Raw genomic sequence first — 24,441 nt, 5'->3', positions numbered from 1 at the left:
CGGATCGGAGCGGCCCGCGCGAGGCTCAGCGCTCCGCGAAGAACCGTTCCACGCTGTCGCGCCGGTCGGCGAACTCACCGAGGGGTTCGCCGACCACCCGGCCGGCCAGGTCGACGGCCAGCATGCCGACGTCGGCGCGGAGTTCGAGCTCGGCCAGCTCGCGGTCGACCGACAGTGCGGCTCGGCCGGCCGCCACCAGGGACTCCCGTTCGGCGAGCCCCTCGGCCCGGGCCGCCGCGACCAGGGCGGCGCCCTCCTCGGCCGCCTCCTGGCGGATCCGGGCGGCTTCGTGGTGGGCTTCGTTGAGCACCCGGCGGTACTCGGCGTAGGTCTCCCGGGCCTCGGCCCGGAGGTCCTCCGCGCGTTCGAGTTTGCCCTCGGTGGCCTCGTGGCGCTCGGCCAACGTCCGCTCCAGGCGCGGGAACAGCACCTTTCCGAGCACCAGCAGGATCACGGCGAACAGGGCGAGGCCGAACAGCAGCGTGGCCTTGTCCGGGTTGAGTGGGCCGATGTCTATGTCCATACCAGAACTTTACGATCTGATGCCCCGTCATGTCCGATGAGTGGAAGTTCCGGTACGGAAAGACTCGGTCGGAACCGGTGCGCGCGGAGCCACGCTGTGCGACGATCTCGGAACGTCCGTACGGTGGTCCGACCAACGCTCGGTGGGGGAAGTCTTGTCGGAGTACACGGAGTTCGTGACCGCCGAGGGTGCGGTGGTCCGGGTCGAGCGGCAGTACCCGAGCGCCGGCCCGGACGAGTACGGGATGCGGCCGGTCGGCCGGGGGCCGGCCGTCGCCGGGGTGGAGCGGGCGGGCGAGACCTTCGAACAGGCGCTGGCCGGGGTCAGGGCGGCCGCCGGTGCGGCGCTCGCGGTGTTCCGGGACGGCAGCCTGAAGCCGGACGAGGTGGAGATCGAGTTCGGGGTCAAACTCACCGCCGAGGCCGGGGCGTTGATCGCCCGGACGGCTGCCGAGGCGCATCTCACCGTCAGACTCAGCTGGGCGCCCGGACGCCAGGTCTGAGCCCGCCCGATGGCGAACCCGTACTGGCTGGCCCGGATCAGCGTCGGCGGGCCAGAGCCGACCGTGGGCGCGGGGGTGCTGGTCACCGACCGGCTGGTGCTGACCTGCGCGCACGTGGTGCACGGCAGGGCCACCGCCGAGGTCCGGCTGGTCAACCGGCCCGACCATCCCGAGCTGTCGGCCACCGTGCTGCGCCGTGGTCCGTGGCCGAGCGGGCGGCACGGCCGGGACGGCACCGGGGACGTGGCCGTGCTGGAGCTCGCCGCCCCGGTGCCCGAACGGGTCGCCCGCCCCGCGCCGTTCGCCCCGCTGCACCACTGGGACCGGCCGCCCTACCCCGGCCTGACCGCGCACGGCTTCCCGCTCGACCACGAGGCCGGCCGGAGCAGCGAGATCCGGCCGACCCGGGGCGGCATGCTGATCGGCGGCGAGCTGGTCCAGCTGGAGCACGACACCCACGGCATGCCGCTGTCGCCGGGCTTCAGCGGCGGCCCGGTGGTGGACTCGGCCAGCGGTGAGCTGGTCGGCATCGTGACGGCGGCCCAGGACACCCTGGACCGTCCGCCGGCGCCGGGCCGGGACGGCAGGGTCCGCCCCGCCGTGCGGCTCGGTCAGATGCTGCCGCTCGACGTACTGGCCCGGTACGTCCCCGAGTTGGCCGACCTGATCCCGGGCGCCGCCCTCCCGGCCGACCAGGTGCGGGAGTTGCGGACCCTGGTGACGGCGGCCGGGCCTGCGGCCGACCCGCTGGAGCTGTACCGGGCGGCCACCGCCGCGCAGGGCCTGCTGGACCCGCCGACCCGGCCCGGCACCCTCTGGGAGACCTGCTGGTACCTGCTCTCCGAGGTCACCGACGCGCCGGGTGCCGCCCACCACCCGGTCCGCGAGTTCGCCGGACTGCTGGCCGCCTCGGTCACCGACCCGGCGCAGCGCGAGCGGCTGGAGCGGCTGGCAGCCGGCGCGGACGGCGGCCGGACGGCCGGGGAACGGTGGCGGCCGATCCTGGTCGAGATCGGCCACAGCGGCGCGGGCCGGGGCAAGTTCACCGTCGGGGTCCGTACGGTGCGCGGCGGCGACTACGGGCCGCCCCGGCTGCGGACCCTCGGCCGGTCGGCGCTGCAGGGCGAGGTGCTGGCCGAGATCGACCGGCAGCTCGGCCTGCTGGCCGCGGACGACTCCGAGCTGATCGTGTTCGTGCTGCCGCGCACCCTGCTCACCGTGCCGGTGCACGGCTGGACCGGGAAGCGGTCGTTCGGCCCGATCGGTGCCGACCACGCCGTGGTGGTGGTGGACCGGCAGCGCCGCGACAGTGCGGTGGACCGCCGCAGGCTGGAGATGAACTGGGCGCTCCGGCAGGCCGAACGGCGCACCGTGGTGCACCGGGTGGACTGCGCGGAGCCCGGCGATCCCCGGGTGCTCTACCACCTGCTCGGCCCGGTCGAGCGCCCGCACCTGCCGGCCCTGCCCGGCCTGCCGAAGGGGCGGCCGCACGGCCCGCTGCTGGACGCCGCGCTGAGCGCCGGGGCGCACGCGGTGATCTGGCCGGAGTGGACCTGCGGTGAACGGCACCACCCCGGGCAGAACTGCCGGGGCAGCCGCTTCACTGCCAGACTGGCGGTGGAGCTGGCCGGCACCCCTCCGGGGGAACTGCCGTCCAGGATCAAGGAATTGCGCCACCAGGCGGAGGAGAGCGGGGACCCGGCCGGGCACTGGGCGGCCGGCCTGGTCCTGCTCTGGGAGGATCCGCAGCTGCTGCCCAGCCCGCACCGACCGTTCCCGGTCGCCCCGACCAACCGTCAGCCCCGCCCCGGTGCGGGTCAGTAGCAGGAGAGTCAGCACGATGCCGCTGCAACGCATCTACCGGGGCGCCGAGCACCCCCACGACGGCCTGGCCGACCTGCCCGGACCGCCGCCCTGGCGCGCCTTCGACGGCGGCCCCGCGCTGGACACCCCGGCGGCCGCCGCCGATCCGGGCGCCGCCTCGGCCGGACACCGGGCCGCCACCTTCCGCCCCACCCCGGAGACCGTCGAACTGGTCAACGCCGCCCTGCACCTGCGCCGCCCGCTGCTGGTCACCGGTCCGCCCGGCAGCGGAAAGTCCAGCCTCCCGTACGCGGTGGCCCGGGAGTTGGGCCTCGGCCCGGTGCTCCGCTGGAACATCACCAGCCGCAGCGCCCTGCGCGACGGCCTCTACCAGTACGACCCGCTGTCCCGGCTGTACGCCGCCAACCAGGCGGGCCCGGACGGCGGTGGCGGCCTGGAGGAGCACCTGCGGCTCGGCCCGCTGGGCACCGCGCTGCTGCCGTACCGGCGGCCCCGGGTGCTGCTGATCGACGAGATCGACAAGGGCGACCTGGATCTGCCGAACGACCTGCTGCACGTGCTGGAGGACGGCCAGTACGAGATCGACGAACTGGTCCGGGCCGCACCGCAGTTGCCCGAGGCCGAAGTGCTCACTGCGGACGGGCTGAGCCGGGCGCCGGTGCGCGGCGGGCGGGTGCGCTGCCGGGCCTTCCCGTTCACCGTGCTGACCAGCAACGCCGAGCGGGAGTTCCCGGCCGCCTTCCTGCGCCGCTGCGTGGTGCTGGAGCTGCGCCGGCCCGAGGGCGGCGAGCTGGAGGAGATCGTCCGCTCGCACCTCCCGGCGGCCGACCACGCCCTGGTGGCCGAGATCCTCCAGGTCTTCCTGGACCGGCGGGCCGAGGGCGAGTTGGCCACCGACCAGCTGCTGAACGCGATCTACCTGACCGCCCGTCCGGAACTCGCCGACCAGGCCGACCGGGCGGCGCTGGCCGCCCGGGTGATGCCCTATCTGAGCAGAGGCCGGGACGACGATGACTTCTGAGCGGCGGGGAGCCCTGGACCGGCTCGCCACCCTGCTCACCGGTCTGGGCCGCCCCGATCCCGACCCGGTGGAGCTGGCCGAGCTGCTCTGGCTGGCGGTCCGGAGCGAGCGCACCCCGGACAGCGGCCCGGCCGACCGGCCCGACGGGCGGGACGCCCCCGGCGGTCCCGGACCGGACGGACCGTCACCCGGCCGCCGGCCCGAGCCGGCCGGCCCGCTGCTGCCGCTGCACCTGCCGGTCGTCGACCCGGCCGACGGCACGGCCGCCGCCGGTACGGTGGCCACCCCGAGCGCTCCGATGCTGGCCCGCCCGCTCGACCTGCAGCGGGCGCTGCGTCCGCTCAAGCGCCGAGTACCCGACCCGCACCGGGCCCTGCTGGACGAGGACGCCACCGCCGACCGGCTGGCGGAGGCGCTGCGCGGCCCCGCGCCGGTGCACTGGCTGCCGGTGCTGCGCCCCAGCACCGAGCGCTGGCTGAGCCTGCGGCTGGTGCTGGACTGCGGCCCGACCATGGCGCTCTGGCGGCCGCTGGCCCGCGAGTTCGCCCTGCTGCTGCGGCAGACCGGCGCGTTCCGCCAGGTCGGCTCGGCCCGGCTGACCGCCGACGGCGCGCTGACCGGGGCGCAGCCGGGCCCACGGGTGGTCACCCTGCTGATCAGCGACGGCATGGGCCCGCAGTGGCGGCCGGGGCCGGCGGGGGAGCGGTGGTACCGGACGCTGGGCGCGCTGCTCCGGCGCGGTCCGGTGGCGGTGGTCCAGCCGCTGCCCGAGCGGCTCTGGCCGCTGACCGCGCTGCCCGCCGTGCCCGGGGTGCTCGCCGCTTCGGCCGCCGGGGTGGCCAACGCCGGGTACGCCTTCCGGCCGCTGGAGCACCCGGTCGGCCCTGGACCGGTGCTGCCGGTACTGGAGGCCGACCCGGAGTGGCTGGCCAACTGGGCCACTCTGGTCGGCAGTTCGGGTGGCGCCGAGGTGGTCGGCGCGGCATTGCGGATCGGTCCGGTGCCGACCGGTACCGAGGGTGCCCCGACCGCCGACCCGGCCGGCCTGGACGCCGAGGAGCTGGTCCGGCGGTTCCGGGCGGTCGCCTCCCGGGAGGCGTACACACTGGCCGGGCTGGCCGCGCTCACCACGCCCGCGCTGCCGGTGCTGCGGCTGCTGCAACGGGCCGCGTTCGCCCGGCCCCGGCCGCAGCAGCTGGCCGAGCTGGTGGTGAGCGGGCTGCTGACCGAACGGCCCGGCCACCAGGACCGGTTCGACTTCCGGCCGGGCGTCCGGGAGCTGCTGGTGCACACGCTGCCCAGGTCGGTCACCCACCAGGCGGTCGGGCTGCTGATCCGGGTCGGCGAGCAGATCGCCGCCCGGGCCGGGCTGGTGCCGAACGAGCTGGCCGCGATCGCCGCCACCGACACCGAGGGCGCCCCGCTCACCGCCGAGACCCGTCCGTTCGCCCTGGTCAGTCCGGCGGCGCTGGGCATCGTCGGTCTGCGCGAGCCGGCCGCCGCCCCCGCCGCCGGGACGGCCAGGATCGGCCCGCACGGCGCCCGGGCCGTGCTGCTGGCGCTGGCCCCCGACCGGGCCGGGGCGGCTGAGCTGCGCGAACTGGTCACCGCCCTGGGCAATCCGGAGCAGGTCGGGATGCGTCCCGACCACATCTGGCTGGGGCTGGACGAGGTGGCGGACTTCCGGCGCGCGCTGCGCCGGGCGGAGCAGGAGGCCGACAGCATCCTGCTGGTCTACCTGTCCGGCACCCCGGCCCGGGTGGAGGGGCTGTTGGGGGAGTTGCTCGGCCGGCACCCCCGGCTGGTGCTGATGCTCGACCTGGTCGGCGGCGCCGCACCGGAGCTCTCCCAGCCCCGGGTGGTGATGCTCCGCCGGCCGTCCGACCGTTCGCTGGCCTCGGTGTGCAACGAGGTGCTCAGGACCGGCCGGTTCGGCGGCCCGCCCGAGCTGGACCTGCGGGACTTCGCGACCGAGCTGGCCGAACGCGCCGACCCCGGGGTGCGGCTGCAGATCGAGCTGCCGGAGCCGATGCTGTTCACCCGCAACCCGGCCGGGCAGCGCTACTGCTACCTGGGCCGGGCGCCCGGCGACGACCCCGCCGTGGACCGGTTCGTGGCCGACCTCGGCGAGGAGGTCTGGCAGTTGACCGACCTGGCGGTGGCGACCCGACAGCCGGGCGCGGTGGCCCGCTGCGAGGTGTTCGTCCCGCTGTACGAGCGGGAGTACTTCCGCAGCTCCCGGTGCGGCCGGGAGTGGGCCGCCTTCGCCCGCCGGACGGACCTGTCCAGGGGCTTCGTCCCGGTCTTCGGCCGGCCGGTCGGCCACCTCGAACTGCCGTACACCGCACGGCAGCTGAACTACCGGGATCAGCAGTACGGGGACGACTACGCCCGGCTCGGCCTGTTCGGCCTGCCGCAGCAGCAGTACGAGCTCGCGGTGCACCGGATCGCCGCCCGGATCGTCGAGGTGGCCGAGCGGCACCGCATCCCGCCCGGCCACCCGGTCGGGCTGGCCGCCCTCCCGAACGCGTTCAGGTGACCTCGCCGCGCCGCCCGAACCGCTCCTCGCGCCACTCCTCGGACTCCAGAACCTCGGTCAACTGACGGGTCGCGTCCCAGACTTCGGTGTACGACAGGTAGAGCGGGGTGAAGCCGAACCGCATCAGGTCCGGTGCCCGGAAGTCGCCGATCACCCCGCGCGCGATCAGCGCCTGCACCACCGGGTAGCCGTCCGGGTGCCGGAGCGCCACCTGACTGCCCCGCCTGGCCGGCTCGCGCGGGGTGACCACCTCGACGCCGTACTTGGCCAGCGGCTCGACCAGTTCGATGAACAGCTCGGTCAGCGCCAGGCTCTTCGCCCGCACCTCGGCCAGGTCCACCTGCGCCCAGATCTCCAGGCTGGACTCCAGCGCGGCCTGCCCGAGCAGCGACGGCGAACTGGTGAGGAACCGGCCGATGCCCGGCACCGGCTGGTAGCCCGGCTCGAAGTCGAACGGCCGGGCGTGGCCGAACCAGCCGCTGAGCGGCTGCGCGGCCTCGGCCAGGTGACGCTCCGCCACGTACAGGAAGGCCGGTGCACCGGGGCCGCTGTTCAGGTACTTGTAGGTGCAGCCGACCGCGAAGTCGACGCCGTTCGCGTCCAGCTCGATCGGCAGCGCGCCGACCGCGTGGCAGACGTCCCAGACCATCAGCGCGCCGGCCGCCCGGACCTGGCGGGTGATCGCGGGCAGGTCGAGCAGCTCGCCCGTGCGGTAGTCGACCAGCGAGAGCAGCACCACGGCGGTGTCCGGCCCGAGGTGGTCGGCCAACCGGTCGGCGGAGTCGATCAGTTCGGTGCGGGCGGCGCCGTCGGTCAGCGAGCCGACGCCCTCGGCGATGTACAGGTCGGTCGGGAAGGCGGCCCGCTCGGCCAGCACGGTGGACCGGCCCGGCCGCAGCCGGAGCGCGGCGGCCAGCACCTTGAACAGGTTGACGGAGGTGGTGTCGCAGACCACCACCTGCCCGGCGGCGGCCCCGAGCAGCGGGGCCAGCCCGGCCCCGAGGGTGTGCGGCTTGGCGAACCAGCCCGCCTCGTTCCAGCTGCGGATCAGCTGCTGCCCCCACTCCTGCTCGACCACCTGCCGCACCCGTTCGGGGGTACGGGCGGGGAGCACGCCGAGCGAGTTGCCGTCCAGGTAGACGACCCCCTCGGGGAGCACGAACTCGGCCCGGAAGCGGGCCAGCGGGTCGGCGGCGTCGAGCGCGGCGCACTCCTCGCGGGTGCGGGGCACGGCGGTGCGAGGCGCGGCGGTGGCGTTCACGGGGGTGGCGTTCACAGGGCGTTCCTCACGGTCCACAGCTCGGGGAAGACGTCCTGGTCGGCCGACTCCTTGAGCCAGCTCAGGCCGCTCGACCCACCGGTGCCGGGCTTGGCGCCCATCGAGCGCTTGACGGCCGAGTAGTGCCGCTGGCGCCAGCGGGTCACCCGCTCGGCGGTGTCCAGCAGCGATTCGCCGAGCCGGGCCAGGTCGGCCAGCGCCGGGTCGGTGTAGACCTGCCGCCAGGCCGCCTCGACCTGCTCGGTCGGCCGGTAGCGGGCCGGGCCGCCGGTCACGTCGACCGCCAGCCCGCGCCGGGAGAGCAGCGCCAGCACCTCGTCGTACAGGCTCGGGGTCTCCAGCGCGGCGGTCAGCTCGGCGTGCACGGCGGGCACGCCCTGGTACATCGCCAGCAGCCGTTCGCTCTTGTTGCCGAGCAGGAACTCCAGCCGGAGGAAGGCCGAGGACTGGAAACCGCTGGCCTCGCCGAGCACCGGCCGGAAGGCGTTGAACTCCAGCGGGGTCATGGTGGCCAGCAGGTCCCAGGAACTCACCAGCACGTCCTGGGTGTGCTGCCCGCGCCGCAGGGCGGCCAGCGCCGAGGTCAGGTCGTCCTCGCGCAGGGCGTGCTGGGCGGTGGTCCAGTCGTGCCGCAGCAGGTCGAACAGCAGCTCCATCACCTGGGTGCTGATGATGAACGACAGCTCGGCGTCCACCTTGCTGCGCGGGTGCTGCAGGCTGTGCAGCACGTCCAGCCGGACGTACTTGGCGTAGGGCGTGCCGACCTCGGGCTCGTCGGACGGGCCGAAGCTGAGTTTGGGCGTACTGACCTCGGACTGACCCGGCATGGTTCCTCCTGTGCTCACACCACCCGCCTTTGGGCGGCCCCCATTGTGCGGCGGGCGGACCGCCGGATTGAATGGGCGACGGATGCGGGATCGGCCGGTCGGCCTTTCAGGCGGAAGGTCTTTTCCGTCCTGGCCTGCCGAACGGAAAAGGACCGCCATGGACGCCGTGGACCGACTGCTGCTGGCCGAACTGCAGGCTGATGCCAGGCTCTCCTACAACGAGCTGTCCCGCAGGGTCAGACTCTCCTCCCCGGCGGTCGCCGAACGGGTCCGGCGGCTGGAGGCGGACGGGGTGATCAGCGGCTACCACGCGCACGTCGACCCGGACCGGGCCGGGCTGAAGGTCACCGCGCTGGTGCAGATCCAGTGCTACGGCCCGCGCTGCGTGCTGCGCGACCCGGAGGTGGCCGGCTGGCCCGAGGTGCTCCAGCTGCACCGGGTGACCGGCGGGGCCTGCTGCGCGCTGCTGGTGGCGGTGGCCGGGATGGCCGAGTTCGAGCAGCTGATCGACCGGCTCGGCGGGTACGGGCAGCCGTCCAGCTCGATGATCCTCTCCAGCCCGGTTCCCTGGCGCCCGGTGCAGGTGCCCTGACGGCCGATCAGCTGTTGCCGAGGCCGAGCGACACCAGCTCGTCCAGCCCGGACATGAACATCTCGACGCCGACGGCCGCCAGCAGCAGCCCGAGCAGCCGGGACAGCACCTCCAGCGAGGTCTGGTGCGAGCGCCGCAGCGGCTTGGAGAGCACCAGGACGCAGACGCAGTTCAGCGCCACCACCGCGAGGTAGGCCAGCGCCATCGTGGTGTGCCAGCCCCAGGTGTCCTTCTGCAGCGAGCCGACCATCACGGCGGTGATCGCCAGCGGGCTGGCGATGTACGGCAGCAGCAGCTCGCGCAGCCCGTCCACCAGCGGGTTGGGCAGGTGGTCGTCCTCCTTGGGGGAGCCGCCCAGGTGGATGCCGAGCACCAGGGCGACCGCGTAGATGAAGAAGATCACCCCGCCGGCCAGCCGCAGCGACCAGTCGCTGATGTGGAACAGGTCGGTCAGGAAGTCCGCCGAGTAGGCCATCGCGACGCCGATCACCGCACCCATCAGGGTGGCCACCAGGGTCAGCCGGACCAGCTCCCGGTGCCCCCGGTCCCGGGCCAGGTGAGCGAAGGTCAGCAGCACCTTGGGCGGCCCCACCACCGCGAACAGGGTGATGAAGGCACTGCTCAGGTCGAAGGCTTCGGACATGCCCCTCAGCATGCGTCAGCAGGGTCGCGCGATCACGGCGCCGCGCCCCCGCTGACGATGGTTCAGCCGATCACGGCCTGGGCGTCGATCTCCACCAGCATCGCCTCGTGCGGCAGCTCCACGAAGATCGTGGTCCGGCACGGCTTCACGCCGTTGCCCACGTGCTTGTCGATGAACTCGCCGTAGACCTCGTTCATCAGGGCGAAGTCCGCCCGCTTGGTCAGGTAGACCCGGAAGCTCACCACGTCCTCGACGGTGGCGCCGCCCGCCTCCAGCACCGCCCGGACGTTCTCCAGGGTGCGCAGGGTCTGCGCCTTCACGTCACCCGGGTAGAGGTACTCGGAGGTGGCCGGGTCCTGCGGCCCCTGGCCGGAGACCTGGAGGATCGGGCCCTTGCGGACCCCCTGGGAGAACACCCAGGCGGGTGCGGGGGCGTCGGTGGTACGGACTTCGGTCTTCATGCGTCCCGTCCTGGGGCAGTGGGGTCGGTCCAGCCGCAGTCGGCTGAGATCGCGGTGGTGGTGGCCCGGAGCTGCGGCAGCAGCGCCAGGACCTGGTCGTACGGCAGCAGCACGTCCGGTACCGAGACCGAGGCGGCCGCGACCACCCGGCCGGTGGCGTCCCGGACCGGGGCGGCCACGCAGTTGATGAACGACTCGTGCTCGGCGTGGTCCTGCGCCCACCCCTGCGCCGCCACCGTCTCCAGCTCGGCCAGCAGCGCGGCCGGGGTGGTCAGGGTGTGCGCGGTGTACGGGGTGTACTCCAGGCCCTCGGCGATCGCCCGGCGCTCGGACCGCGGCAGGTCGGCGAGCAGCACCTTGGAGACCGCCGCGCAGTGCAGGGCGGCCCGCAGGCCGATCCGGGAGTACATCCTGACGGGGTGCCGGGAGTCGTACTTGTCGATGTAGACCACCTCGCCGCCCTCGTACGCGGCCAGGTGCACGGTCTGGCCGGTGGCCGCGTTCAGCTCGCGCAGGTGCGGGGCGGCGACGGTGCGGATGCCGCGCTGCTCCAGCGCCTGGCCGGCCAGCGCGAACAGCTGCGGCCCGAGCCGGTAGCGGTGGGCGGCGTCGCGCTGGACGATCCGCTCCTCCTCCATCGGGCGGAGCAGGCGCAGCGCGGTGCTCTTGTGCACGTCCAGCACGGCCGCCAGCTGTTCCAGGCTGCGCTCGCCCTCGCCGAGCTCGGCCAGCAGGCGCATCGCCCGGGCGACGGTGGAGCTGCTCATGCCGAGGCCGTCCGGAAACCGTCCGGGCCGACCTCGGTGGCGGCCCAGGCCGCCTCGTCGGCGGCCAGCAGGGCGTCGACCACGGCGGCGGGCGGCAGCACGCCCAGGTCGCCCCGGACGGTGAGCGCGGCGGCGGCGGACAGGTGGCCGAGCCGCAGCCGCTGACGCTCCGGCAGCTCCCGCAGGGTGCCCGCGAGATAGCCCGCGGCGAACGCGTCGCCCGCGCCGGTCGGCTCCACCACCGCGACCCGCAGGGCGGGCTCGGCCACGGTCGAGCCGTCCTGGGCGATCGAGGTGGAGCGGTGCGCGTCGTCCTTGAGCACGATCACCCCGGGGCGCGGCAGCAGCTTGCGCAGCCCCGCCGGGTCGTCGGTGCCGAGCACCTCGCGGGCCTCGTCGGCGCCGAGCAGCACGATGGTGGCGGCGTTCATCAGGAAGCGCAGCGCCTGCCGGTCCCGCCCGGCCCAGAGTGCGGGGCGCCAGTTCAGGTCGAAGCTGACGGTGCGTCCGGGGGTGCCGAGCAGGGTGCGCACCAGGCGGTGGCAGCTGTCCGAGAGCGCGGGGGTGATGCCGGTCAGGTGGATCAGCGGTGCGGCGCCCAGCAGCGGTGCGGCGGCCGGCTCGGCGAGCAGCTCGGGCCCCATCGCGGAGGCGGCCGAACCGCGCCGGTAGTAGTGCATCCGGCTGCGCCCGGCACCCAGGTCGTGCGGGTGGTCCAGGCCCGACCCGGTCTCCTTGACGTACAGGCCGGTCGGCCGGGCGGGGTCGGCGAGCACGGCGGAGGTGTCCACCCCGTGCGCCGCGATCCGCTCGACCAGGTGCCGCCCGAAGCCGTCGGCGCCGACCCGGCTCACCCAGGCGGCGGGCACCCCGAGCGCGGCCAGCCCGCAGGCGACGTTGGACTCGGCGCCGCCGAAGCTGCGGCGGAAGCCGTCGGCGTGTTCCAGTGGTCCCGGGCTCTCGGGAATCAGCACGGCCATCGACTCGCCGAGGCAGACGGCGGGCGGGGGAGTCACTCGGGGCCTCTCGATCGGCGGGTGCGTTGACCGGTGGTCTGGACCTGATGTTAGATCAGGCCCGGCAGATATCGCAACGACCGTTGCACATGACGCAACGAAGGAACGGTGGGCCGTGGTGGAGCTGATGGACCGTGGACGGGTGGCGGCGCTGGCCGACGAGCGGCTGGACTGGCGGTTCAAGGCCGTCCCGGCCGCCGCCTGGGGCCTGACGGCCGCCGAGTGGCTGGCCGGATCGCCGACCCTGGACGACCTCGGCACCCCGCTGGTCACCCTGGACGCGGGAGCGCTCGACCACAACCTGGCCACCATGGCGGCGTACTGCGCCGAGGCCGGGGTCGGCCTCGCCCCGCACGGCAAGACCACCATGGCCCCGGTGCTGTGGCAGCGTCAGCTGGACGCCGGGGCGGACGCCGTCACGCTGGCCAACCTCCCCCAGGTCCGGGTCGGCCGGGCCTTCGGCCTGCGCCGGATCCACCTCGCCAACGCGCTGCTCGACCCGGCCGGTCTGCGCTGGCTGGCCGCCGAACTGGCCGCCGACCCGGAGTTCCGGTTCTCCTGCTGGGTGGACTCGGTGCGCTCGGTCGAGCTGATGGCGCAGGCCCTGCGCGGCGCCCCCGCGCCGGTGGACGTCTGCGTCGAACTCGGCGCCCCCGGCGGCCGGACGGGCTGCCGCACGGTGGACGAGGCGGTCGAGGTGGGCCGCGCGGTGGCCGCCGCCGACGGACTGCGGCTGGTCGGGGTGAGCGGCTACGAAGGCGCGCTGGCCCATGACGCGAGCGTCGGCTCGCTCGGCGCGGTGGCCGGGTACCTGCGCGAACTGGGCAGCCTGTACCGCCGGTTGGACGACCGGTTCGACCCGACCGCCGAGCAGATCTGGGTGACCGCCGGCGGCAGCGCCTACTTCGACACGGTGGTCGAGGAGCTGGGCGCCGTGGTCGGCGGCCGGGGGCGGCTGGTGCTCCGCTCCGGCGCGTACCTGGCGCACGACGACGGCTTCTACCGGGGCATCTCGCCGCTGGCCCGGGGCGGCGGCAAGGGCTTCAGGTCCGCCCTGCACGGCTGGCTGCGGGTGGTCTCCCGGCCGGAGCCCGGGCTCGCCCTGCTGGACGGCGGCAAGCGCGACCTGTCCTTCGACGAAGGGCTGCCGGAGCCCCAACTCGTCCGCGGGCGCGGCCCGTCGGGCGGTCGGATCACCGCGCTGAACGACCAGCACGCCTTCCTCCGGGACGCCGAGGTCCAGGTCGGCGAGGTGGTCCGGGTCGGCCTCTCGCACCCGTGCACGGTCTTCGACAAGTGGTCCCTGCTGCCGGTGCTCGACTCCGCGGACGCCGAACTCCCGCGTGTGGTCGACCTGGTGCGGACGTACTTCTGATGGCGGCCGATCTGCTGATCAAGGGCGCCTGGGTGATCGACGGCACCGGGACGGGCCGCCGCCGGGCCGACGTCGCGGTGGAGGACGGCGTGATCGTCTCCGACGCCGCCACCGCCGACCGGGTGATCGACGCCGACGGGCTGGTGCTCGCCCCCGGGTTCATCGACCTGCACGCCCACTCCGACCTGGCGGTGCTCACCGAGCCCGACCACCTGGCGAAGACCAGTCAGGGCGTCACCTGCGAGGTGCTCGGCCAGGACGGCCTCTCCTACGCCCCGGTGGACGACCGGACGCTGGCCGCATTGCGCCGCCAACTCGCCGGCTGGAACGGCGATCCGGCCGGTTTCGACTGGGACTGGCGCAGCGTCGGCGAGTACCTGGACCGGCTGGACCGCTCCCAGCTCGCCGCCAACGCCTGCTACCTGGTCCCGCACGGCACCCTGCGGGCCCTGGTGGTCGGCTGGGACGACCGCCCGGCCACCGCACAACAGCTCGACCGGATGCGGGAGTTGCTCGACCAGGGCCTGGCCGAGGGCGCGGTCGGGATGTCCAGCGGACTGACCTACACCCCCGGCCTGTACGCCGACACCGCCGAACTGGCCGCGCTCTGCGAGGTGCTGGCGGCCCGGGGCGGCTACCACTGCCCGCACACCCGCTCGTACGGGGCGGGCGCGCTGGAGGCGTACGCCGAAGTGATCGAGCTGTCCCGGCGGACCGGCTGCGCGCTCCATCTCACCCACGCCACCATGAACTTCGGGGTGAACCAGGGCCGGGCCGGCGAGTTCCTGGCGCTGGTCGACGCCGCGCTCGGCCAGGGCGTGGACGTCACCCTGGACAGCTACCCCTACCTGCCGGGCTCCACCACGCTGGCCGCCCTGCTGCCGTCCTGGGCCACCGAGGGCGGCCCGGCCGCCACGCTGACCCGGCTGTTGGAGCCGCCCGCCCGGGAGGCGATCCGGGTCGCGGTGGAGGAGACCGGCAGCGACGGCTGCCACGGCGTGGTCACCGACTGGCGGACCGTCCAGATCTCCGGGGTGCGCAACCCCGACCTGGCCGACACGGTGGGTCTGACGGTGCAGCAGGTCGCCGACCGCTGGGGGAGCACCGGCACCGCCGCCTTCCTGGAGCTGTTGGTCCGCGACGAGCTGGCCACCGGCATCCTCCAGCACGTCGGCCACGAGCAGAACGTCCGGGAGATCATGCGGCACCCCGCGCACTGCGTGGGCAGCGACGGCCTGCTGGTCGGCGCCCGCCCGCACCCCCGGGCCTGGGGCACCTTCCCGCGCTACCTGGGCCACTACGCCCGGGAGTTGGGGGTGCTGACGCTGGAGCAGGCGGTGGCCAGGATGACCGGCCGCCCGGCCCGGCGGCTCGGCCTGGCCCGGCGCGGACTGATCCGGGACGGCTACGTGGCCGACCTGGTGCTGTTCGACCCGGCGACGGTGCGCGACACCGCCACCTTCGAGCGGCCCAGGCAGCAGGCCGAGGGCATTCCCTGGGTCTGGGTCGGCGGGGTCGGCGTGATCGAGGACGGCAAGGCGACCGGCGCACGCCCGGGACGGGCACTGCGGCGGCAGGCAGACGGAGGAGTCAGATGAGCAGCGGGCCGAACGGTTCGGACGGGCTGGACGGGCTGGCACGGGACCGGGTGATCGCGGTGGTCCGCACCCCGTTCATCCCCGATGCGGCGGAGCTGTGCGCGGCGTTGGTGGCGGGCGGCATCCGGTGGATCGAGTTCACCTACACCACCCCGGGCGTGGAGCTGCACCTGCGGAGGGCCGCCGAGGTGGCGGACGGGCTCGGCTGCCGGGTCGGTGTCGGCACCGTGCTGACCGCCGAGCAGGCCAGACGCGGCGTCGCGGCGGGCGCGCAGTACCTGGTCACCCCCGGCGTCCGGGCTGGCCTGGCTGATGCGGCGGGCGGGGTGCCGGTGGTGATGGGTGCCCTGACGCCCAGTGAGGTGGCCACCGCCGTGGACCTCGGGGCGGCGGCCGTGAAGATCTTCCCGGCCCGGGCCTTCGGCGCCGGCTACTTCCGCGACCTGCGCGGCCCCTACCCCGACGTCTCGCTGGTCGCCTCCGGTGGCGTCAACGCGGGCAACGCCGCCGACTTCTTGGCGGCGGGCGCGCTGGCGGTCTGCGCGGGCAGCGAGGTGGTGGCCCCGGCGGTGGTCGCGGCCGGCGGCTGGAGCGGGGTCGAGCTGCGGGCCAGGGAGTTCGTGGCCGCTATCGCAGGGTGACCGTCACGCCGCCGGCCCGGAGCACGTCCAGGATCGCGTCGAAGTACCGCTGCTCGCTCCCGGGCAGGCGCCGGGTGAGCGCCGCCCGGGCCCGCGCGGCGTCGTGCCAGACCAGGCCGAACGGCGCCTCGGGGCCGTAGCCGCCGCGCAGGCAGTCGGCCAGCGCGTCCAGGTTGCGGCCGTAGTAGCCGTCCGGGGCGGCCAGCGCGGTGGCCAGCGCGGCGTAGAACGACGGCTCGTCGGTGATCGCGGCACCACGCAGGTGGTAGGTGGTCGGCATCGGGGTCCTTCGCTCGGATGGCGGCCCCGGGTCGAAGGCCCGCCGGGTCTGGGGTGGGATGAGGAGGCCGGTCTTCCTCCCGAGAGCTGAGGCCCATCATGACCTGTCCGAACCGTAAGGACCTAGGGCTGCTCGCGCTGCGCGCGGCGGTCGGCGGCGTCCTGGTGGCGCACGGCTCGCAGAAGTTGTTCGGCTGGTTCGGCGGCGGTGGCCTGGAGGGCACGGCCCAGGCGATGGAGCACATGGGCTTCGAACCGGGCCGGCAGAGCGCGATCGCCTCCGGCCTGGGCGAGACCGGCGGCGGGGCGATGCTGCTGGTCGGCCTGGCCACCCCGGCGGCCGGCGCGATCGTGGCGGGCACCATGGCCGGTGCGATCGCGGTGCACGCCCCGGGCGGCTTCTTCGCCACCGCCGGCGGCTACGAGTACCCCGCCGTGCTCGGCACCTGCGGCCTGGCCCTCGGCGTGGCCGGGGCCGGCCGCTACTCGCTCGACCACCTGGTCGGCCACCGCTTCGACGGCGCCGGCCTGGGCCTGCTCGCCTTCGTCGCGAGCGCGCTCGGCGCGGCGGCCGTGGTGACCCGCCGTCAGGACGTGGTCCGCCGCCGGGAGGCCCGGGCCGCCGACGAGGAGGCGGGCGTCTCCGGCCTGTCCTGACCCGGTGCTCAGTAGCGCATCGCACCGGCGAAGGGCATCACGTCGTACGGCACGATCTCGACCGTCTTGCCGGTGCGCGGGGCGTGCAGCAGTTGGCCGTTGCCCAGGTAGATCCCGACGTGGTGCAGGTCGTCGTAGTAGAACACCAGGTCGCCGGGCTGGAGCTGGTCCCGGGCGATCTTCCGGCCCGCCGCGTACTGGGCCTGTGAGGTCCGCGGCAGCGAGATGCCGCCGGCCGCGAAGGCGCGCAGGGTGAGGCCGGAGCAGTCGAAGGAGTTCGGGCCGGCCGCGCCGTAGACGTACGGCTTGCCGAGCTGGGCGTGGGCGAAGGTCAGGATGTCCTTGACCCGGCCGGTGGCGGGGTCGCTGTACGGCAGCCGGGCGGTGACGCTCCGGGAGGCGGCGGCGCCCCCGGCGGTCCCGGCGACCACCTTGGCGCGGTCCTCGGCCTTGAGGCCGTTCAGGACGGTCTGCACCAGGGCCAGCTTGGCTTGCACCTCCTGTTTCTTGGCGGCGGCCGCCCGGCGGGCCTGGTCGAGCTCGGCCAGCCGGCCGGCGGTCTCGTCCCGCAGCTGGTCGAACCGTTTCTGCTGGGTCGTCAGCAGGCGCAGGATGTCCGCCTGGGTGGCGGCGGCCGCGTCCTGCAGACCGGCGCCGTCCAGGTACTCGGTGGCGTCGGCGGTCAGCATCAGCCGCAGGGTGGGGTCGACCCCGGCGGAGCGGTACTGCTCCGCGGCCACCGCGCCGAGCGTCTCGCGCAGCCGGTTGAGCTGGTCCTGCCGGGTGGCCACCTGCTGCTGCAGGGTGCCGGCCGTGGCCTGGAGCTGCTCCTGCTTCTCGGTCAGCCCGTTGTACAGCTCGGTGTCGGCCTCGGCCTCCTCGTACAGGTCGTCCACCTGGCGCTGGACCTGCTCCAGCGAGGGCTTCGGCTCCGCCACCGCGGGGGTCGAGGCGAGCAGCAGTGCGGCCCCGGCGGTGAGGGTCAGGGCGGTCAGACGGCGGGCGGCCAAGGCGTGCTCCCGAGCTGGACGACTAATCTCCTAAGGAAATTAGTACGAGGATCGGCGTCAGGGCAAGTGCCGAGCCCTGCGGGACCGTCAGCCGGGGCGGTGCCCGGTGCTGCGCTGCCAGCGGAGGTGGGCGGCGGTCAGCTCGGCGCGGGCCTCGCGCAGGGTCCGGTCCTCGCGCTGCTGCGCCAGCAGCAGATCCCGGTCGGCCCGGGCGGTCTGCTGCGGGATGGTGTCGGACCGGGCCAGTGCCAGCGCGCGGCGGGCCCGGTCGGCCCGGTCGTCCCGGTGCAGCAGGCAGTCGTCCTCGGCGAGCTCGGCCACCCGGTCCTGCAACTCGGTGATCCGGCGGCGGTACTCGGCCTCGGTGGCGCGGATCTCCCGCTCGGCGGCGGACCGCTCCCGGGCCCGGTCGTGCTCCACCTCGCGGACCCGGCGGCGGCCGGCCGCCAGCCCGGCCCGCTCGGCGGCGTACGCCCGGCCGAAGGCGCAGGCCCAGCCGCCCGGGTAGCTGTGCAGCCGGTTGCCGACCCAGACGGCGACCGCCGCCAGGACCAACAGCGCCGACATGACGAACGCCATGCCCCACTCCCCCCGAAGCCCGGGCCGAAGCCGGCCCACGGAGGGAGACCTGCCCGGGCACGGGGCCGGTGACACCTGCTCAGGTCACGTCAGGTCAGGTGCGGCAGGCAGACCAGCAGCAGCGGCAGCCCGGCCAGCCCGGCCGGGGCGGCGGCGGTGAGCGCCAGCAGCGGGCGGGGGGCCGGGCGGTGCTGCGCCAGCCGCTCGATCCTGGCCAGCGCCTGGTGGCCGGCGGTGAGGGCGGTGGCGGGCGCCAGGCCGGCGGCCACCACGCCCATCGCGGTGGCCAGCGCCCGGGGGGTGTGGCTGCGCAGTGCCCGGTCGTCGGCGGCCATCTCCAGCAGGGTGCGGACCTCGGCGGAGACCAGCCGCCCGAGCGGCAGCCGGCCGAAGGTGCCTGCCACCGCCTCGGCGACGCAGGCGGCCAGGTGGTGACGGCCGGTCAGGTGGGCCCGCTCGTGCGCCAGGGCGGCGGCCAGCTGGGGCGGGGTGAGCGCGGCCAGCGCGCCCCGGCTGACCACGATCCGGGCGTGCCGACCCGGCAGACAGTAGATGGTGGGCGTCGGGTGGTCCAGCAGCAGGGCGCCGGGCACCCGGCCGCGGTGTGCGGCCAGGTCGAGCAGGGCGCGGTGCCGGCGGCGCCCCCGGTGGGCGGTGCCCAGGCTGTGCAGCAGCCGGGCGGCCGGGTAGAGCAGCACCAGGGCGGCCGCCGCCGGGGCGGTGCCGGAGACCGCCTCGGGGGAGAGCCCGCACAGGTGCAGCAGGCCCGCGTGGTGGTGCGGGGCCGGGTCGATCATCTGACGGACGGTGAGCGCGACCGAGCTGACGGCGGACAGCCCGAGCGCGAGCCAGGTGACCACGCCGAGCACCGGCGCCCGCCTGGTCCAGCGCGCGCCGGCCAGCAGCGGCGGCAGCGCGACGGCGGTCAGCACCGCCCAGAGCCCGAGCAGGACGGCGGCGCTCACCGCTCGCCGGTCCGGTCGTCGTGCTCCGCCGCGTCCAGGGCGGCCAGCGCCCGGCGCAGCGCGGCGACCTCGTCGGTGCTGATCTGCTCGACGAAGTGGGCCAGCGCGGCCGGGGTGTCGGAGGTCGAGCCGAGCGCCTCCTGCATCAGGGTGGCGGTGTAGGAGTCGCGGCTGCGGGCCGGTTCGTAGACCCAGGCGCGGCCCGCCTTGTGACGGTTCAGCAGGCCCTTGGTGTGCAGGATTCCGGCCACCGTCATCACGGTGGTGTAGGCGACCGGCCGCTTGGCGTTGAGGTCGTCGACCACCTCCCGGACGGTGGCCGGGCGGCCCCAGCTCCAGAGCCGGTCCATGATTTCGGCTTCGAGTTCGCCGAGGCTGCGTACCACCATGCGGCCATCGTAGTCACCCGGATGCCGCGTTCTGGTGGCCCCGGGGATACCGCCCCCGAAGGGTGGGGACAGGTCCGGACGAGTGGAGGTCGCTGATGCGTCGGTTGGTCGTGGGTGCGGTGGTGGCGGGTGGACTGGTGCTGACCGGATGCTCCTCGGACGGTGGCTCGGCCTCCTCGGCGGTCCAGTCGGGGGCCTCCGCGCTGGCCTCGGCGGCGAGCAGTGCGGCGAACGGCTTCGCCTCCTCGGCCTCCTCGGCCGCCGCTTCGGCGGGGGCGGCGGCCTCGTCCGCGCTGGCGAGCGTGAAGGGCGGTCTTGACGCCAACGGCGACGTCGCCCTCGGCACCCTGGTGACCGACGCGGACGGCAAGTCCGACGTCCCGCTCACGGTCACCAACAGGACCTCGCAGCCGTACCGGTACACGATCCAGGTCAGCTTCGAGGACGGCTCGGGCAATCTCCTGGACGCGGCCGTGGTCACCGTCCCCGAGGTGGCGGCGGGCGGGACGGCCCAGGCGACCGCGAAGAGCAACCGCAAGCTGGACGGCACGGTCACGGCCAAGGTGGGCAGCGCGCTGCGGTACTGACCTGACCTGAAGTTGACGAGATGTGATCAGAGGTTTCGGCCGGTCCCGCTGCGTGCGGGACCGGCTTTCTGCTGGTCAGGGGTGAGCCGAACCTTAACGGGAGCTCAAGGTCCAATACCGGGTCTTGACGGGGGAGTTGGTCTAGTCCATTTTTATGGCCAGGTGCAGGGAGCCCCCGGCCGGCATCGGTGGTCCAGACCTCCGGTGCCGGTCCGGCCTCCCCGCTGCTCGACCTCCACTGGCGTGCCCTCCGGTTGTGCGGCCCCACCCCGTGCGTCCGTCCAAGTGGCCCGGCAGTTCCCCCACGACCTGGAGGGTCACGACATGACTCGAGTTTCCCTGGAGCCGACGCACCGTCGGCGTCCGAAGGGCCTGGCCGCGCTCGCGGCGGGCACGGCGGCCTCGCTGCTGCTGGGCTCCGCCCTCGCGCTGAGCGCCGGCACCACGGCGTCGGCCGCCGCCGGCAACACCACGGGCGCCCCGGCGACCAGCGGTGGCATCAAGGTCGCCTACTTCGACCAGTGGTCGATCTACGGCAACGCGTACTACCCGAAGACCATCCAGGACACCGGCGTCGCCAAGAACCTGGACTACATGATCTACTCGTTCGCCAACATCCACCCGACCAACCTCTCCTGTTTCGAGGCCACCAAGGCCGCGTCCCAGGACGAGAGCAACACCAGTGCGGGTGACGGTGCGGGCGACGCGTTCGCCGACTACCAGAAGACCTTCGACGCGAACACCTCGGTCGACGGTGTCGCGGACGTCTGGGGCCAGCCGATCGCGGGCAACTTCAACCAGCTGAAGAAGCTGAAGGCGAAGAACCCCAACCTCAAGGTGCTGCTGTCGATCGGTGGCTGGACCTACTCCAAGTACTTCTCCGACGCGGCCGCCACGGACGCCTCGCGGAAGAAGCTGGTCTCCTCCTGCATCGACATGTTCATCAAGGGCAACCTGCCGGTGGACGCCGGTTACGGTGGCACCGGTTCGGCCGCGGGCATCTTCGACGGCATCGACATCGACTGGGAGTACCCGGGCGGCGGCGGCCACGCGGGCAACCACGAGAGCGTGAACGACAAGCAGAACTTCACGCTGCTGCTCAAGGAGTTCCGCACCCAGCTGGACGCCCAGGGTGTCACCGACAACAAGACCTACGGCCTCGCGGCCGCGGTCGGTGCCGGCCAGGACAAGATCAAGAACATCGAGACCGACAAGGTCGGCCAGTACCTGACCTTCCTCGACGTGATGACCTACGACATGCACGGCGCCTGGGACGCCAAGGGCCCGACCAACCACCAGGCTCCGCTGTACTCCGGCCCGAACGACCCGATGACCCCGGTCAAGCCGGGCACCGGCAAGTACTCGATCGACGCCGCCGTCAAGGCCTGGACCGTGGGTGACGCCGAGTACGGCATCCCGGGCGGGTTCCCGGCCAAGAAGATCAACATGGGCATCCCGTTCTACTACCGCGGGTGGACCGGTGTTCCCAACAACGGTGTGAACGGCCTGTTCCAGAGCGCGACCGGCCCCGCCGCCGGTGCCGCGATGTCCGGCAACGTGCCCGGCATCCAGATGTACAAGGAGCTCGCGGGCTTCGTCGACAACCCGGCCAAGACCTTCTGGGACGACACCGCGAAGACCACGTACTTCTACGACGGCTCCACCTTCTGGACCGGCGAGGACGCCCGCTCGATCCAGGCCAAGGTCGACTACGCGCACTGCAACGGTCTGGGCGGCTCGTTCGCCTTCTCGCTCTACGACCTGGGCACCAAGACCACGCTGTTCGACAAGATGGTCACGGCCACCAACGGCTCCGCCGCCAACTGCCCGGCCGCGCCGACCAACTCCCCGTCGCCGAGCCAGTCGGCCAGCCCGTCCGCCTCGGCCTCGCCGTCCGCCTCGGCCTCTCCGTCGGCCTCGGCCAGCCCGAGCGTCTCGGTCAGCCCGTCCGCCACGGCCACCGGCTGTGCCGTGCCGAGCTGGAACGCCGCCACCGTCTACGCGGCCACCGGCACCAAGGTCTCCTGGAAGGGCCGGGTCTACACCAACAAGTGGTGGACCACCAACGAGGACCCCTCGACCACCGGTCAGTGGGGCGTCTGGGCCGACGCGGGTGCCTGCTGACACCTGCTCCACCGCACCACCCCTGACCAGGGCCGCTGGGCCCTGATCCACTCCGCCCCGCCGGGCTGTGACCGGCGGGGCGGAGTCACGTCCGGAACCCGAAGCCCCGGTGGCTGCCGGGCCGTCAGGCCAGGTCGTCGGTGCGGCCGAGGGCGTCCGGCTGGGTCTCCTCGATCCGGCGGAGCATCCGGCCGAGCATCTCGGAGAGGGCCGGGCGCTCGGCGGTGGTGATGTCCTGGAGCAACTCCTCCTCGAAGACCGCGGCCATCCGCATTGACTCCAGCCACTTGGACCGGCCGTTCGCGGTCAGCTCGATGATCACCCGGACCCGGTTGGCCTCGTCCCGCTCCCGGGTGACCAGGTCCTCCGCCACCATCCGGTCGATCCGGTGGGTCATCGCGGCCGGCGTCAGGCCGAGCCGCTTGGCCAGCTCGCCCGGGCCCAGCTGGTAGGGGCTGCCCGCGACCACCAGGGCCTTGAGCACCTCCCACTCGGCGGATGTGATTCCCAGCACGGTGAGCTGACGCCCATAGGCGACGTTCATCCGCCGGGCGACCCGGCCGAGGGTCGACACGATGGTCTCCACCTGGGGGTCGACCAGGGGGAATTCCCGCTGGTAGACGGCCACCTGCTCGGCGATGGCCAGTTCGCCCGGGTTCGGTGACGCGGGTCTGGGAGTGCTCATGCTCCCCATTCTCCCACGGGCCGATGCAGGAGTTAAGGCTTTGACAGCGAAGGCTTCCGATCCTTAGAGTTTAGCTCTGAAATCTTCTGAGCTTAAAAGTATCCAGTGAAAGGGTGTGCACGGTGGCCGGCACGGTGAAGCAGCAGGGCAGGCGTCTCGGGGCGGGAGGCCCGCTGCGCCGGGTCCAGATCGGGAACGCGCTCAGCGCGTTCGGCAGCGGCTTCACGATGCCGTACATGTTCGTCTACGTGGACCAGGTGCGCGGCCTGGGCTCGCTGGCCGCCGGGATGGTCTTCACCGTCTTCGCGCTGGCCGCGCTCGCCGTGCTGCCGTTCACCGGTCGGGGCATCGACCGGTACGGGCCGCGCCCGGTGCTGCTGATCGGCGCCGCACTGGCCGCCACCGGCGCCTTCGCGTTCGGGCACGCCACCGGCACGCCGGCCCTGCTGGTCTCCTCCTTCCTGTTCGGCGCCGGGGTGACCACCTGTCAGCCGGCCCTGGCCACGATGATCGTGCGCTGCTCGACCAAGGCCACCCGCTCGCGGGCGTTCGCGCTCCAGTTCACCCTGGTCAACCTGGGGATGGGCATCGGCGCGCTGGTCGGCGGCCAGATCGTGGACGTCGCGGACCCGGCCAGCCTGACCCGGCTGTTCACCATCGAGGCGCTCACCTTCCTCGGCCTGGCCCTGGTCACCGGCACCGCCCGGATCCCGGCCGCCGCCCCCGTGCTGGTGGCCGCGACCGGCCCGACCGGGCTGCGCGCGCTGGTGGCCGACAAGGCGATGCTGCGGCTCTGCCTGCTCGCCGGGCTGATCTTCTTCACCTGCTACGGCCAGTTCGAGTCGGGTGTCGCGGCCTTCGCCACCGACACGGTCGGTACCGCGCCGTCCACCCTGGGCCTGGCCATCGGCGCCAACGCGCTGACCATCGTGGTGCTGCAGATGTTCATGGTGAAGCTCACCGAGCGCCGTCGCCGCACCACCGCGATGGCCGCCGCCGGCCTGGTCTGGCTGGGCGCCTGGACGATGGCCCTGGTGGCTGGTCTGGTCCGGTCCGAGGCGCTGGTCGCCACCGTCGCGATCGTGGCCGTCTACGCCCTGTTCGGCGTCGGCGAGTCGCTGCTCGCGCCGACCCTGGGCCCGATCGTCGCCGACCTGGCCCCGGCCCGGCTGCTCGGGACGTACAACTCCGGCTACGCGCTGGTGAAGCAGATCGCGATCGCGGTCGGCCCGGCCGTCGGCGTGCTGCTGGTCGGCTCCGGCACCTGGCCGGTCTACCTGGCCGCGATGGCGGCCTGCACGCTGCTGATCGTGGTCCTGGCGGTGCGCCTGCGCCGCCACCTGACGCCGGCTCAGGACAACGCGGGCCCGGCCGTCCCGGTGGCCGTGCCGGTCCGGGCGCTGGAGACCGCGGCCTGACCCGTCCCCGGCCGCCGCCCCCCCCCCCGCGGGGGGGGGGGGGGGGGGCGCCCCCCAAAAACCCCCCCCCCCCCCCCCGGCCCGGGGAACGGCGGGCACCACGGCTGCCCCCCAGCCACCCCACCAGCAGACCCACCGAC

Annotated in this window: 25 protein-coding genes; 12 read left to right on the top strand and 13 right to left on the bottom strand. The window is 74.0% G+C overall.

Annotated features, from left to right (window positions below):
- Positions 1-25: 25 nt before the first annotated feature.
- Positions 26-523: a hypothetical protein gene (locus ACIRPK_RS04860; RefSeq protein WP_403033079.1), complete on the bottom strand. Its 498-nt coding sequence runs from the start codon at positions 521-523 to the stop codon at positions 26-28.
- Positions 524-677: 154 nt separating this feature from the next.
- Here ACIRPK_RS04860 and ACIRPK_RS04855 point away from each other — a divergent pair, with 154 nt between their 5' ends.
- From ACIRPK_RS04855 to ACIRPK_RS04840, 4 genes are read left to right on the top strand one after another with little or no spacing between them, the layout of a single operon-like run.
- The gene (locus ACIRPK_RS04855; protein WP_403033076.1) at positions 678-1,025 is read left to right on the top strand and encodes a CU044_2847 family protein; all 348 of its coding nucleotides are present in this window, start codon (positions 678-680) and stop codon (positions 1,023-1,025) included.
- 9 nt (positions 1,026-1,034) lie between these two features.
- Positions 1,035-2,849: a trypsin-like peptidase domain-containing protein gene (locus tag ACIRPK_RS04850; protein WP_403033073.1), complete on the top strand. Its 1,815-nt coding sequence runs from the start codon at positions 1,035-1,037 to the stop codon at positions 2,847-2,849.
- 16 nt (positions 2,850-2,865) lie between these two features.
- Positions 2,866-3,870 (top strand): AAA family ATPase, encoded by a 1,005-nt coding sequence (locus ACIRPK_RS04845; RefSeq protein ID WP_403033071.1) that lies wholly within the window; start codon positions 2,866-2,868, stop codon positions 3,868-3,870.
- Positions 3,860-6,409 carry an SAV_2336 N-terminal domain-related protein gene (locus ACIRPK_RS04840; protein ID WP_403033068.1) on the top strand — a complete coding sequence of 850 codons (2,550 nt, stop codon included), beginning with the start codon at positions 3,860-3,862 and terminating at the stop codon, positions 6,407-6,409. The genes ACIRPK_RS04845 and ACIRPK_RS04840 overlap by 11 nt, the downstream gene beginning before the upstream one ends.
- Here ACIRPK_RS04840 and kynU read toward each other — a convergent pair.
- A complete protein-coding gene (kynU, locus tag ACIRPK_RS04835) occupies positions 6,402-7,640 on the bottom strand; it encodes a kynureninase (RefSeq protein WP_403033731.1) in 1,239 nt (412 codons plus the stop codon). The genes ACIRPK_RS04840 and kynU overlap by 8 nt on opposite strands.
- 41 nt (positions 7,641-7,681) lie before the next feature.
- Positions 7,682-8,515: a tryptophan 2,3-dioxygenase gene (locus ACIRPK_RS04830; RefSeq protein ID WP_403033066.1), complete on the bottom strand. Its 834-nt coding sequence runs from the start codon at positions 8,513-8,515 to the stop codon at positions 7,682-7,684.
- 157 nt (positions 8,516-8,672) lie between these two features.
- On the opposite strand from ACIRPK_RS04830, the gene ACIRPK_RS04825 reads away from it, so the two are divergent.
- Entirely contained in the window at positions 8,673-9,107 is a 435-nt protein-coding gene (locus ACIRPK_RS04825; RefSeq protein WP_403033063.1) for an Lrp/AsnC family transcriptional regulator, read from the top strand.
- 7 nt (positions 9,108-9,114) lie between these two features.
- On the opposite strand, the gene ACIRPK_RS04820 is transcribed toward ACIRPK_RS04825, so the two are convergent.
- The 4 genes from ACIRPK_RS04820 to ACIRPK_RS04805 all read right to left on the bottom strand — a co-directional run bounded on the left by ACIRPK_RS04820 (position 9,115) and on the right by ACIRPK_RS04805 (position 11,994).
- Positions 9,115-9,750 carry a MarC family protein gene (locus ACIRPK_RS04820; protein WP_403033060.1) on the bottom strand — a complete coding sequence of 212 codons (636 nt, stop codon included), beginning with the start codon at positions 9,748-9,750 and terminating at the stop codon, positions 9,115-9,117.
- A 62-nt stretch (positions 9,751-9,812) separates the two neighbouring features.
- A complete protein-coding gene (locus ACIRPK_RS04815; RefSeq protein ID WP_403033057.1) occupies positions 9,813-10,211 on the bottom strand; it encodes a RidA family protein in 399 nt (132 codons plus the stop codon).
- Positions 10,208-10,978: an IclR family transcriptional regulator gene (locus ACIRPK_RS04810; protein WP_403033055.1), complete on the bottom strand. Its 771-nt coding sequence runs from the start codon at positions 10,976-10,978 to the stop codon at positions 10,208-10,210. The genes ACIRPK_RS04815 and ACIRPK_RS04810 overlap by 4 nt, the downstream gene beginning before the upstream one ends.
- A complete protein-coding gene (locus tag ACIRPK_RS04805; protein ID WP_403033052.1) occupies positions 10,975-11,994 on the bottom strand; it encodes a sugar kinase in 1,020 nt (339 codons plus the stop codon). The genes ACIRPK_RS04810 and ACIRPK_RS04805 overlap by 4 nt, the downstream gene beginning before the upstream one ends.
- A 115-nt stretch (positions 11,995-12,109) precedes the next feature.
- Here ACIRPK_RS04805 and ACIRPK_RS04800 point away from each other — a divergent pair, with 115 nt between their 5' ends.
- Genes ACIRPK_RS04800 through ACIRPK_RS04790 form a run of 3 tightly spaced genes read left to right on the top strand, consistent with a single transcriptional unit; the run spans position 12,110 to position 15,608 of the window.
- The gene (locus ACIRPK_RS04800) at positions 12,110-13,369 is read left to right on the top strand and encodes an alanine racemase (protein ID WP_403033049.1); all 1,260 of its coding nucleotides are present in this window, start codon (positions 12,110-12,112) and stop codon (positions 13,367-13,369) included.
- Positions 13,369-14,967, top strand: coding sequence for an amidohydrolase family protein (locus ACIRPK_RS04795; protein ID WP_403033046.1), 1,599 nt, complete (start codon positions 13,369-13,371; stop codon positions 14,965-14,967). The genes ACIRPK_RS04800 and ACIRPK_RS04795 overlap by 1 nt, the downstream gene beginning before the upstream one ends.
- The gene (locus tag ACIRPK_RS04790) at positions 14,964-15,608 is read left to right on the top strand and encodes a bifunctional 4-hydroxy-2-oxoglutarate aldolase/2-dehydro-3-deoxy-phosphogluconate aldolase (RefSeq protein WP_403033043.1); all 645 of its coding nucleotides are present in this window, start codon (positions 14,964-14,966) and stop codon (positions 15,606-15,608) included. The genes ACIRPK_RS04795 and ACIRPK_RS04790 overlap by 4 nt, the downstream gene beginning before the upstream one ends.
- On the opposite strand, the gene ACIRPK_RS04785 is transcribed toward ACIRPK_RS04790, so the two are convergent.
- On the bottom strand, positions 15,595-15,888 hold the full coding sequence (locus ACIRPK_RS04785; RefSeq protein ID WP_403033040.1) for a barstar family protein: 294 nt from the start codon (positions 15,886-15,888) through the stop codon (positions 15,595-15,597). The genes ACIRPK_RS04790 and ACIRPK_RS04785 overlap by 14 nt on opposite strands.
- 98 nt (positions 15,889-15,986) lie before the next feature.
- Between ACIRPK_RS04785 and ACIRPK_RS04780 the strand changes: the two genes are divergently transcribed.
- Entirely contained in the window at positions 15,987-16,544 is a 558-nt protein-coding gene (locus ACIRPK_RS04780; protein WP_403033037.1) for a DoxX family protein, read from the top strand.
- 8 nt (positions 16,545-16,552) lie between these two features.
- Here the strand turns inward: ACIRPK_RS04780 and ACIRPK_RS04775 are convergent, their stop codons facing one another.
- The 4 genes from ACIRPK_RS04775 to ACIRPK_RS04760 form a co-directional block, all read right to left on the bottom strand.
- On the bottom strand, positions 16,553-17,554 hold the full coding sequence (locus tag ACIRPK_RS04775) for an NlpC/P60 family protein (protein WP_403033034.1): 1,002 nt from the start codon (positions 17,552-17,554) through the stop codon (positions 16,553-16,555).
- 87 nt (positions 17,555-17,641) lie between these two features.
- Positions 17,642-18,133 (bottom strand): hypothetical protein, encoded by a 492-nt coding sequence (locus ACIRPK_RS04770; RefSeq protein ID WP_403033031.1) that lies wholly within the window; start codon positions 18,131-18,133, stop codon positions 17,642-17,644.
- An 89-nt stretch (positions 18,134-18,222) separates the two neighbouring features.
- The gene (locus ACIRPK_RS04765; protein WP_403033028.1) at positions 18,223-19,098 is read right to left on the bottom strand and encodes a M56 family metallopeptidase; all 876 of its coding nucleotides are present in this window, start codon (positions 19,096-19,098) and stop codon (positions 18,223-18,225) included.
- Positions 19,095-19,487 carry a BlaI/MecI/CopY family transcriptional regulator gene (locus tag ACIRPK_RS04760; protein WP_403033026.1) on the bottom strand — a complete coding sequence of 131 codons (393 nt, stop codon included), beginning with the start codon at positions 19,485-19,487 and terminating at the stop codon, positions 19,095-19,097. Before ACIRPK_RS04760 ends, ACIRPK_RS04765 begins: the two co-directional genes overlap by 4 nt.
- 95 nt (positions 19,488-19,582) lie before the next feature.
- Between ACIRPK_RS04760 and ACIRPK_RS04755 the strand changes: the two genes are divergently transcribed.
- Together ACIRPK_RS04755 and ACIRPK_RS04750 are read left to right on the top strand one after the other, a co-directional pair.
- The gene (locus ACIRPK_RS04755) at positions 19,583-20,074 is read left to right on the top strand and encodes a hypothetical protein (RefSeq protein WP_403033023.1); all 492 of its coding nucleotides are present in this window, start codon (positions 19,583-19,585) and stop codon (positions 20,072-20,074) included.
- Positions 20,075-20,398: 324 nt separating this feature from the next.
- The gene (locus tag ACIRPK_RS04750; RefSeq protein WP_403033021.1) at positions 20,399-22,198 is read left to right on the top strand and encodes a glycosyl hydrolase family 18 protein; all 1,800 of its coding nucleotides are present in this window, start codon (positions 20,399-20,401) and stop codon (positions 22,196-22,198) included.
- Between the two features lie 124 nt (positions 22,199-22,322).
- On the opposite strand, the gene ACIRPK_RS04745 is transcribed toward ACIRPK_RS04750, so the two are convergent.
- On the bottom strand, positions 22,323-22,883 hold the full coding sequence (locus ACIRPK_RS04745; protein WP_403033018.1) for a MarR family winged helix-turn-helix transcriptional regulator: 561 nt from the start codon (positions 22,881-22,883) through the stop codon (positions 22,323-22,325).
- Between the two features lie 122 nt (positions 22,884-23,005).
- Between ACIRPK_RS04745 and ACIRPK_RS04740 the strand changes: the two genes are divergently transcribed.
- On the top strand, positions 23,006-24,301 hold the full coding sequence (locus ACIRPK_RS04740; protein ID WP_403033015.1) for an MFS transporter: 1,296 nt from the start codon (positions 23,006-23,008) through the stop codon (positions 24,299-24,301).
- Positions 24,302-24,441: the final 140 nt, after the last annotated feature.

Origin of the sequence: Kitasatospora sp. NPDC101801 (genome assembly GCF_044766665.1) — a bacterium.
GTDB lineage: Bacteria > Actinomycetota > Actinomycetes > Streptomycetales > Streptomycetaceae > Kitasatospora.
The sequence above is the reverse complement of the archived record's forward strand: the minus strand, read 5'-3'. Positions and strand labels throughout refer to the sequence as shown.

What these genes read in the sequence shown, in the direction of transcription:
- ACIRPK_RS04850 (WP_403033073.1), top strand. Translation starts at nt 1,035, where the DNA reads ATGGCGAACCCGTACTGGCTGGCCCGGATCAGCGTCGGCGGGCCAGAG.
- ACIRPK_RS04770 (WP_403033031.1), bottom strand. Translation starts at nt 18,133, where the DNA reads ATGGCGTTCGTCATGTCGGCGCTGTTGGTCCTGGCGGCGGTCGCCGTC.
- ACIRPK_RS04860 (WP_403033079.1), bottom strand. Translation starts at nt 523, where the DNA reads ATGGACATAGACATCGGCCCACTCAACCCGGACAAGGCCACGCTGCTG.
- ACIRPK_RS04760 (WP_403033026.1), bottom strand. Translation starts at nt 19,487, where the DNA reads ATGGTGGTACGCAGCCTCGGCGAACTCGAAGCCGAAATCATGGACCGG.
- ACIRPK_RS04790 (WP_403033043.1), top strand. Translation starts at nt 14,964, where the DNA reads ATGAGCAGCGGGCCGAACGGTTCGGACGGGCTGGACGGGCTGGCACGG.
- ACIRPK_RS04825 (WP_403033063.1), top strand. Translation starts at nt 8,673, where the DNA reads ATGGACGCCGTGGACCGACTGCTGCTGGCCGAACTGCAGGCTGATGCC.
- ACIRPK_RS04795 (WP_403033046.1), top strand. Translation starts at nt 13,369, where the DNA reads ATGGCGGCCGATCTGCTGATCAAGGGCGCCTGGGTGATCGACGGCACC.
- ACIRPK_RS04820 (WP_403033060.1), bottom strand. Translation starts at nt 9,750, where the DNA reads ATGTCCGAAGCCTTCGACCTGAGCAGTGCCTTCATCACCCTGTTCGCG.
- ACIRPK_RS04755 (WP_403033023.1), top strand. Translation starts at nt 19,583, where the DNA reads ATGCGTCGGTTGGTCGTGGGTGCGGTGGTGGCGGGTGGACTGGTGCTG.
- ACIRPK_RS04810 (WP_403033055.1), bottom strand. Translation starts at nt 10,978, where the DNA reads ATGAGCAGCTCCACCGTCGCCCGGGCGATGCGCCTGCTGGCCGAGCTC.
- ACIRPK_RS04785 (WP_403033040.1), bottom strand. Translation starts at nt 15,888, where the DNA reads ATGCCGACCACCTACCACCTGCGTGGTGCCGCGATCACCGACGAGCCG.
- ACIRPK_RS04815 (WP_403033057.1), bottom strand. Translation starts at nt 10,211, where the DNA reads ATGAAGACCGAAGTCCGTACCACCGACGCCCCCGCACCCGCCTGGGTG.
- ACIRPK_RS04750 (WP_403033021.1), top strand. Translation starts at nt 20,399, where the DNA reads ATGACTCGAGTTTCCCTGGAGCCGACGCACCGTCGGCGTCCGAAGGGC.
- ACIRPK_RS04830 (WP_403033066.1), bottom strand. Translation starts at nt 8,515, where the DNA reads ATGCCGGGTCAGTCCGAGGTCAGTACGCCCAAACTCAGCTTCGGCCCG.
- ACIRPK_RS04845 (WP_403033071.1), top strand. Translation starts at nt 2,866, where the DNA reads ATGCCGCTGCAACGCATCTACCGGGGCGCCGAGCACCCCCACGACGGC.
- ACIRPK_RS04840 (WP_403033068.1), top strand. Translation starts at nt 3,860, where the DNA reads ATGACTTCTGAGCGGCGGGGAGCCCTGGACCGGCTCGCCACCCTGCTC.
- ACIRPK_RS04780 (WP_403033037.1), top strand. Translation starts at nt 15,987, where the DNA reads ATGACCTGTCCGAACCGTAAGGACCTAGGGCTGCTCGCGCTGCGCGCG.
- ACIRPK_RS04745 (WP_403033018.1), bottom strand. Translation starts at nt 22,883, where the DNA reads ATGAGCACTCCCAGACCCGCGTCACCGAACCCGGGCGAACTGGCCATC.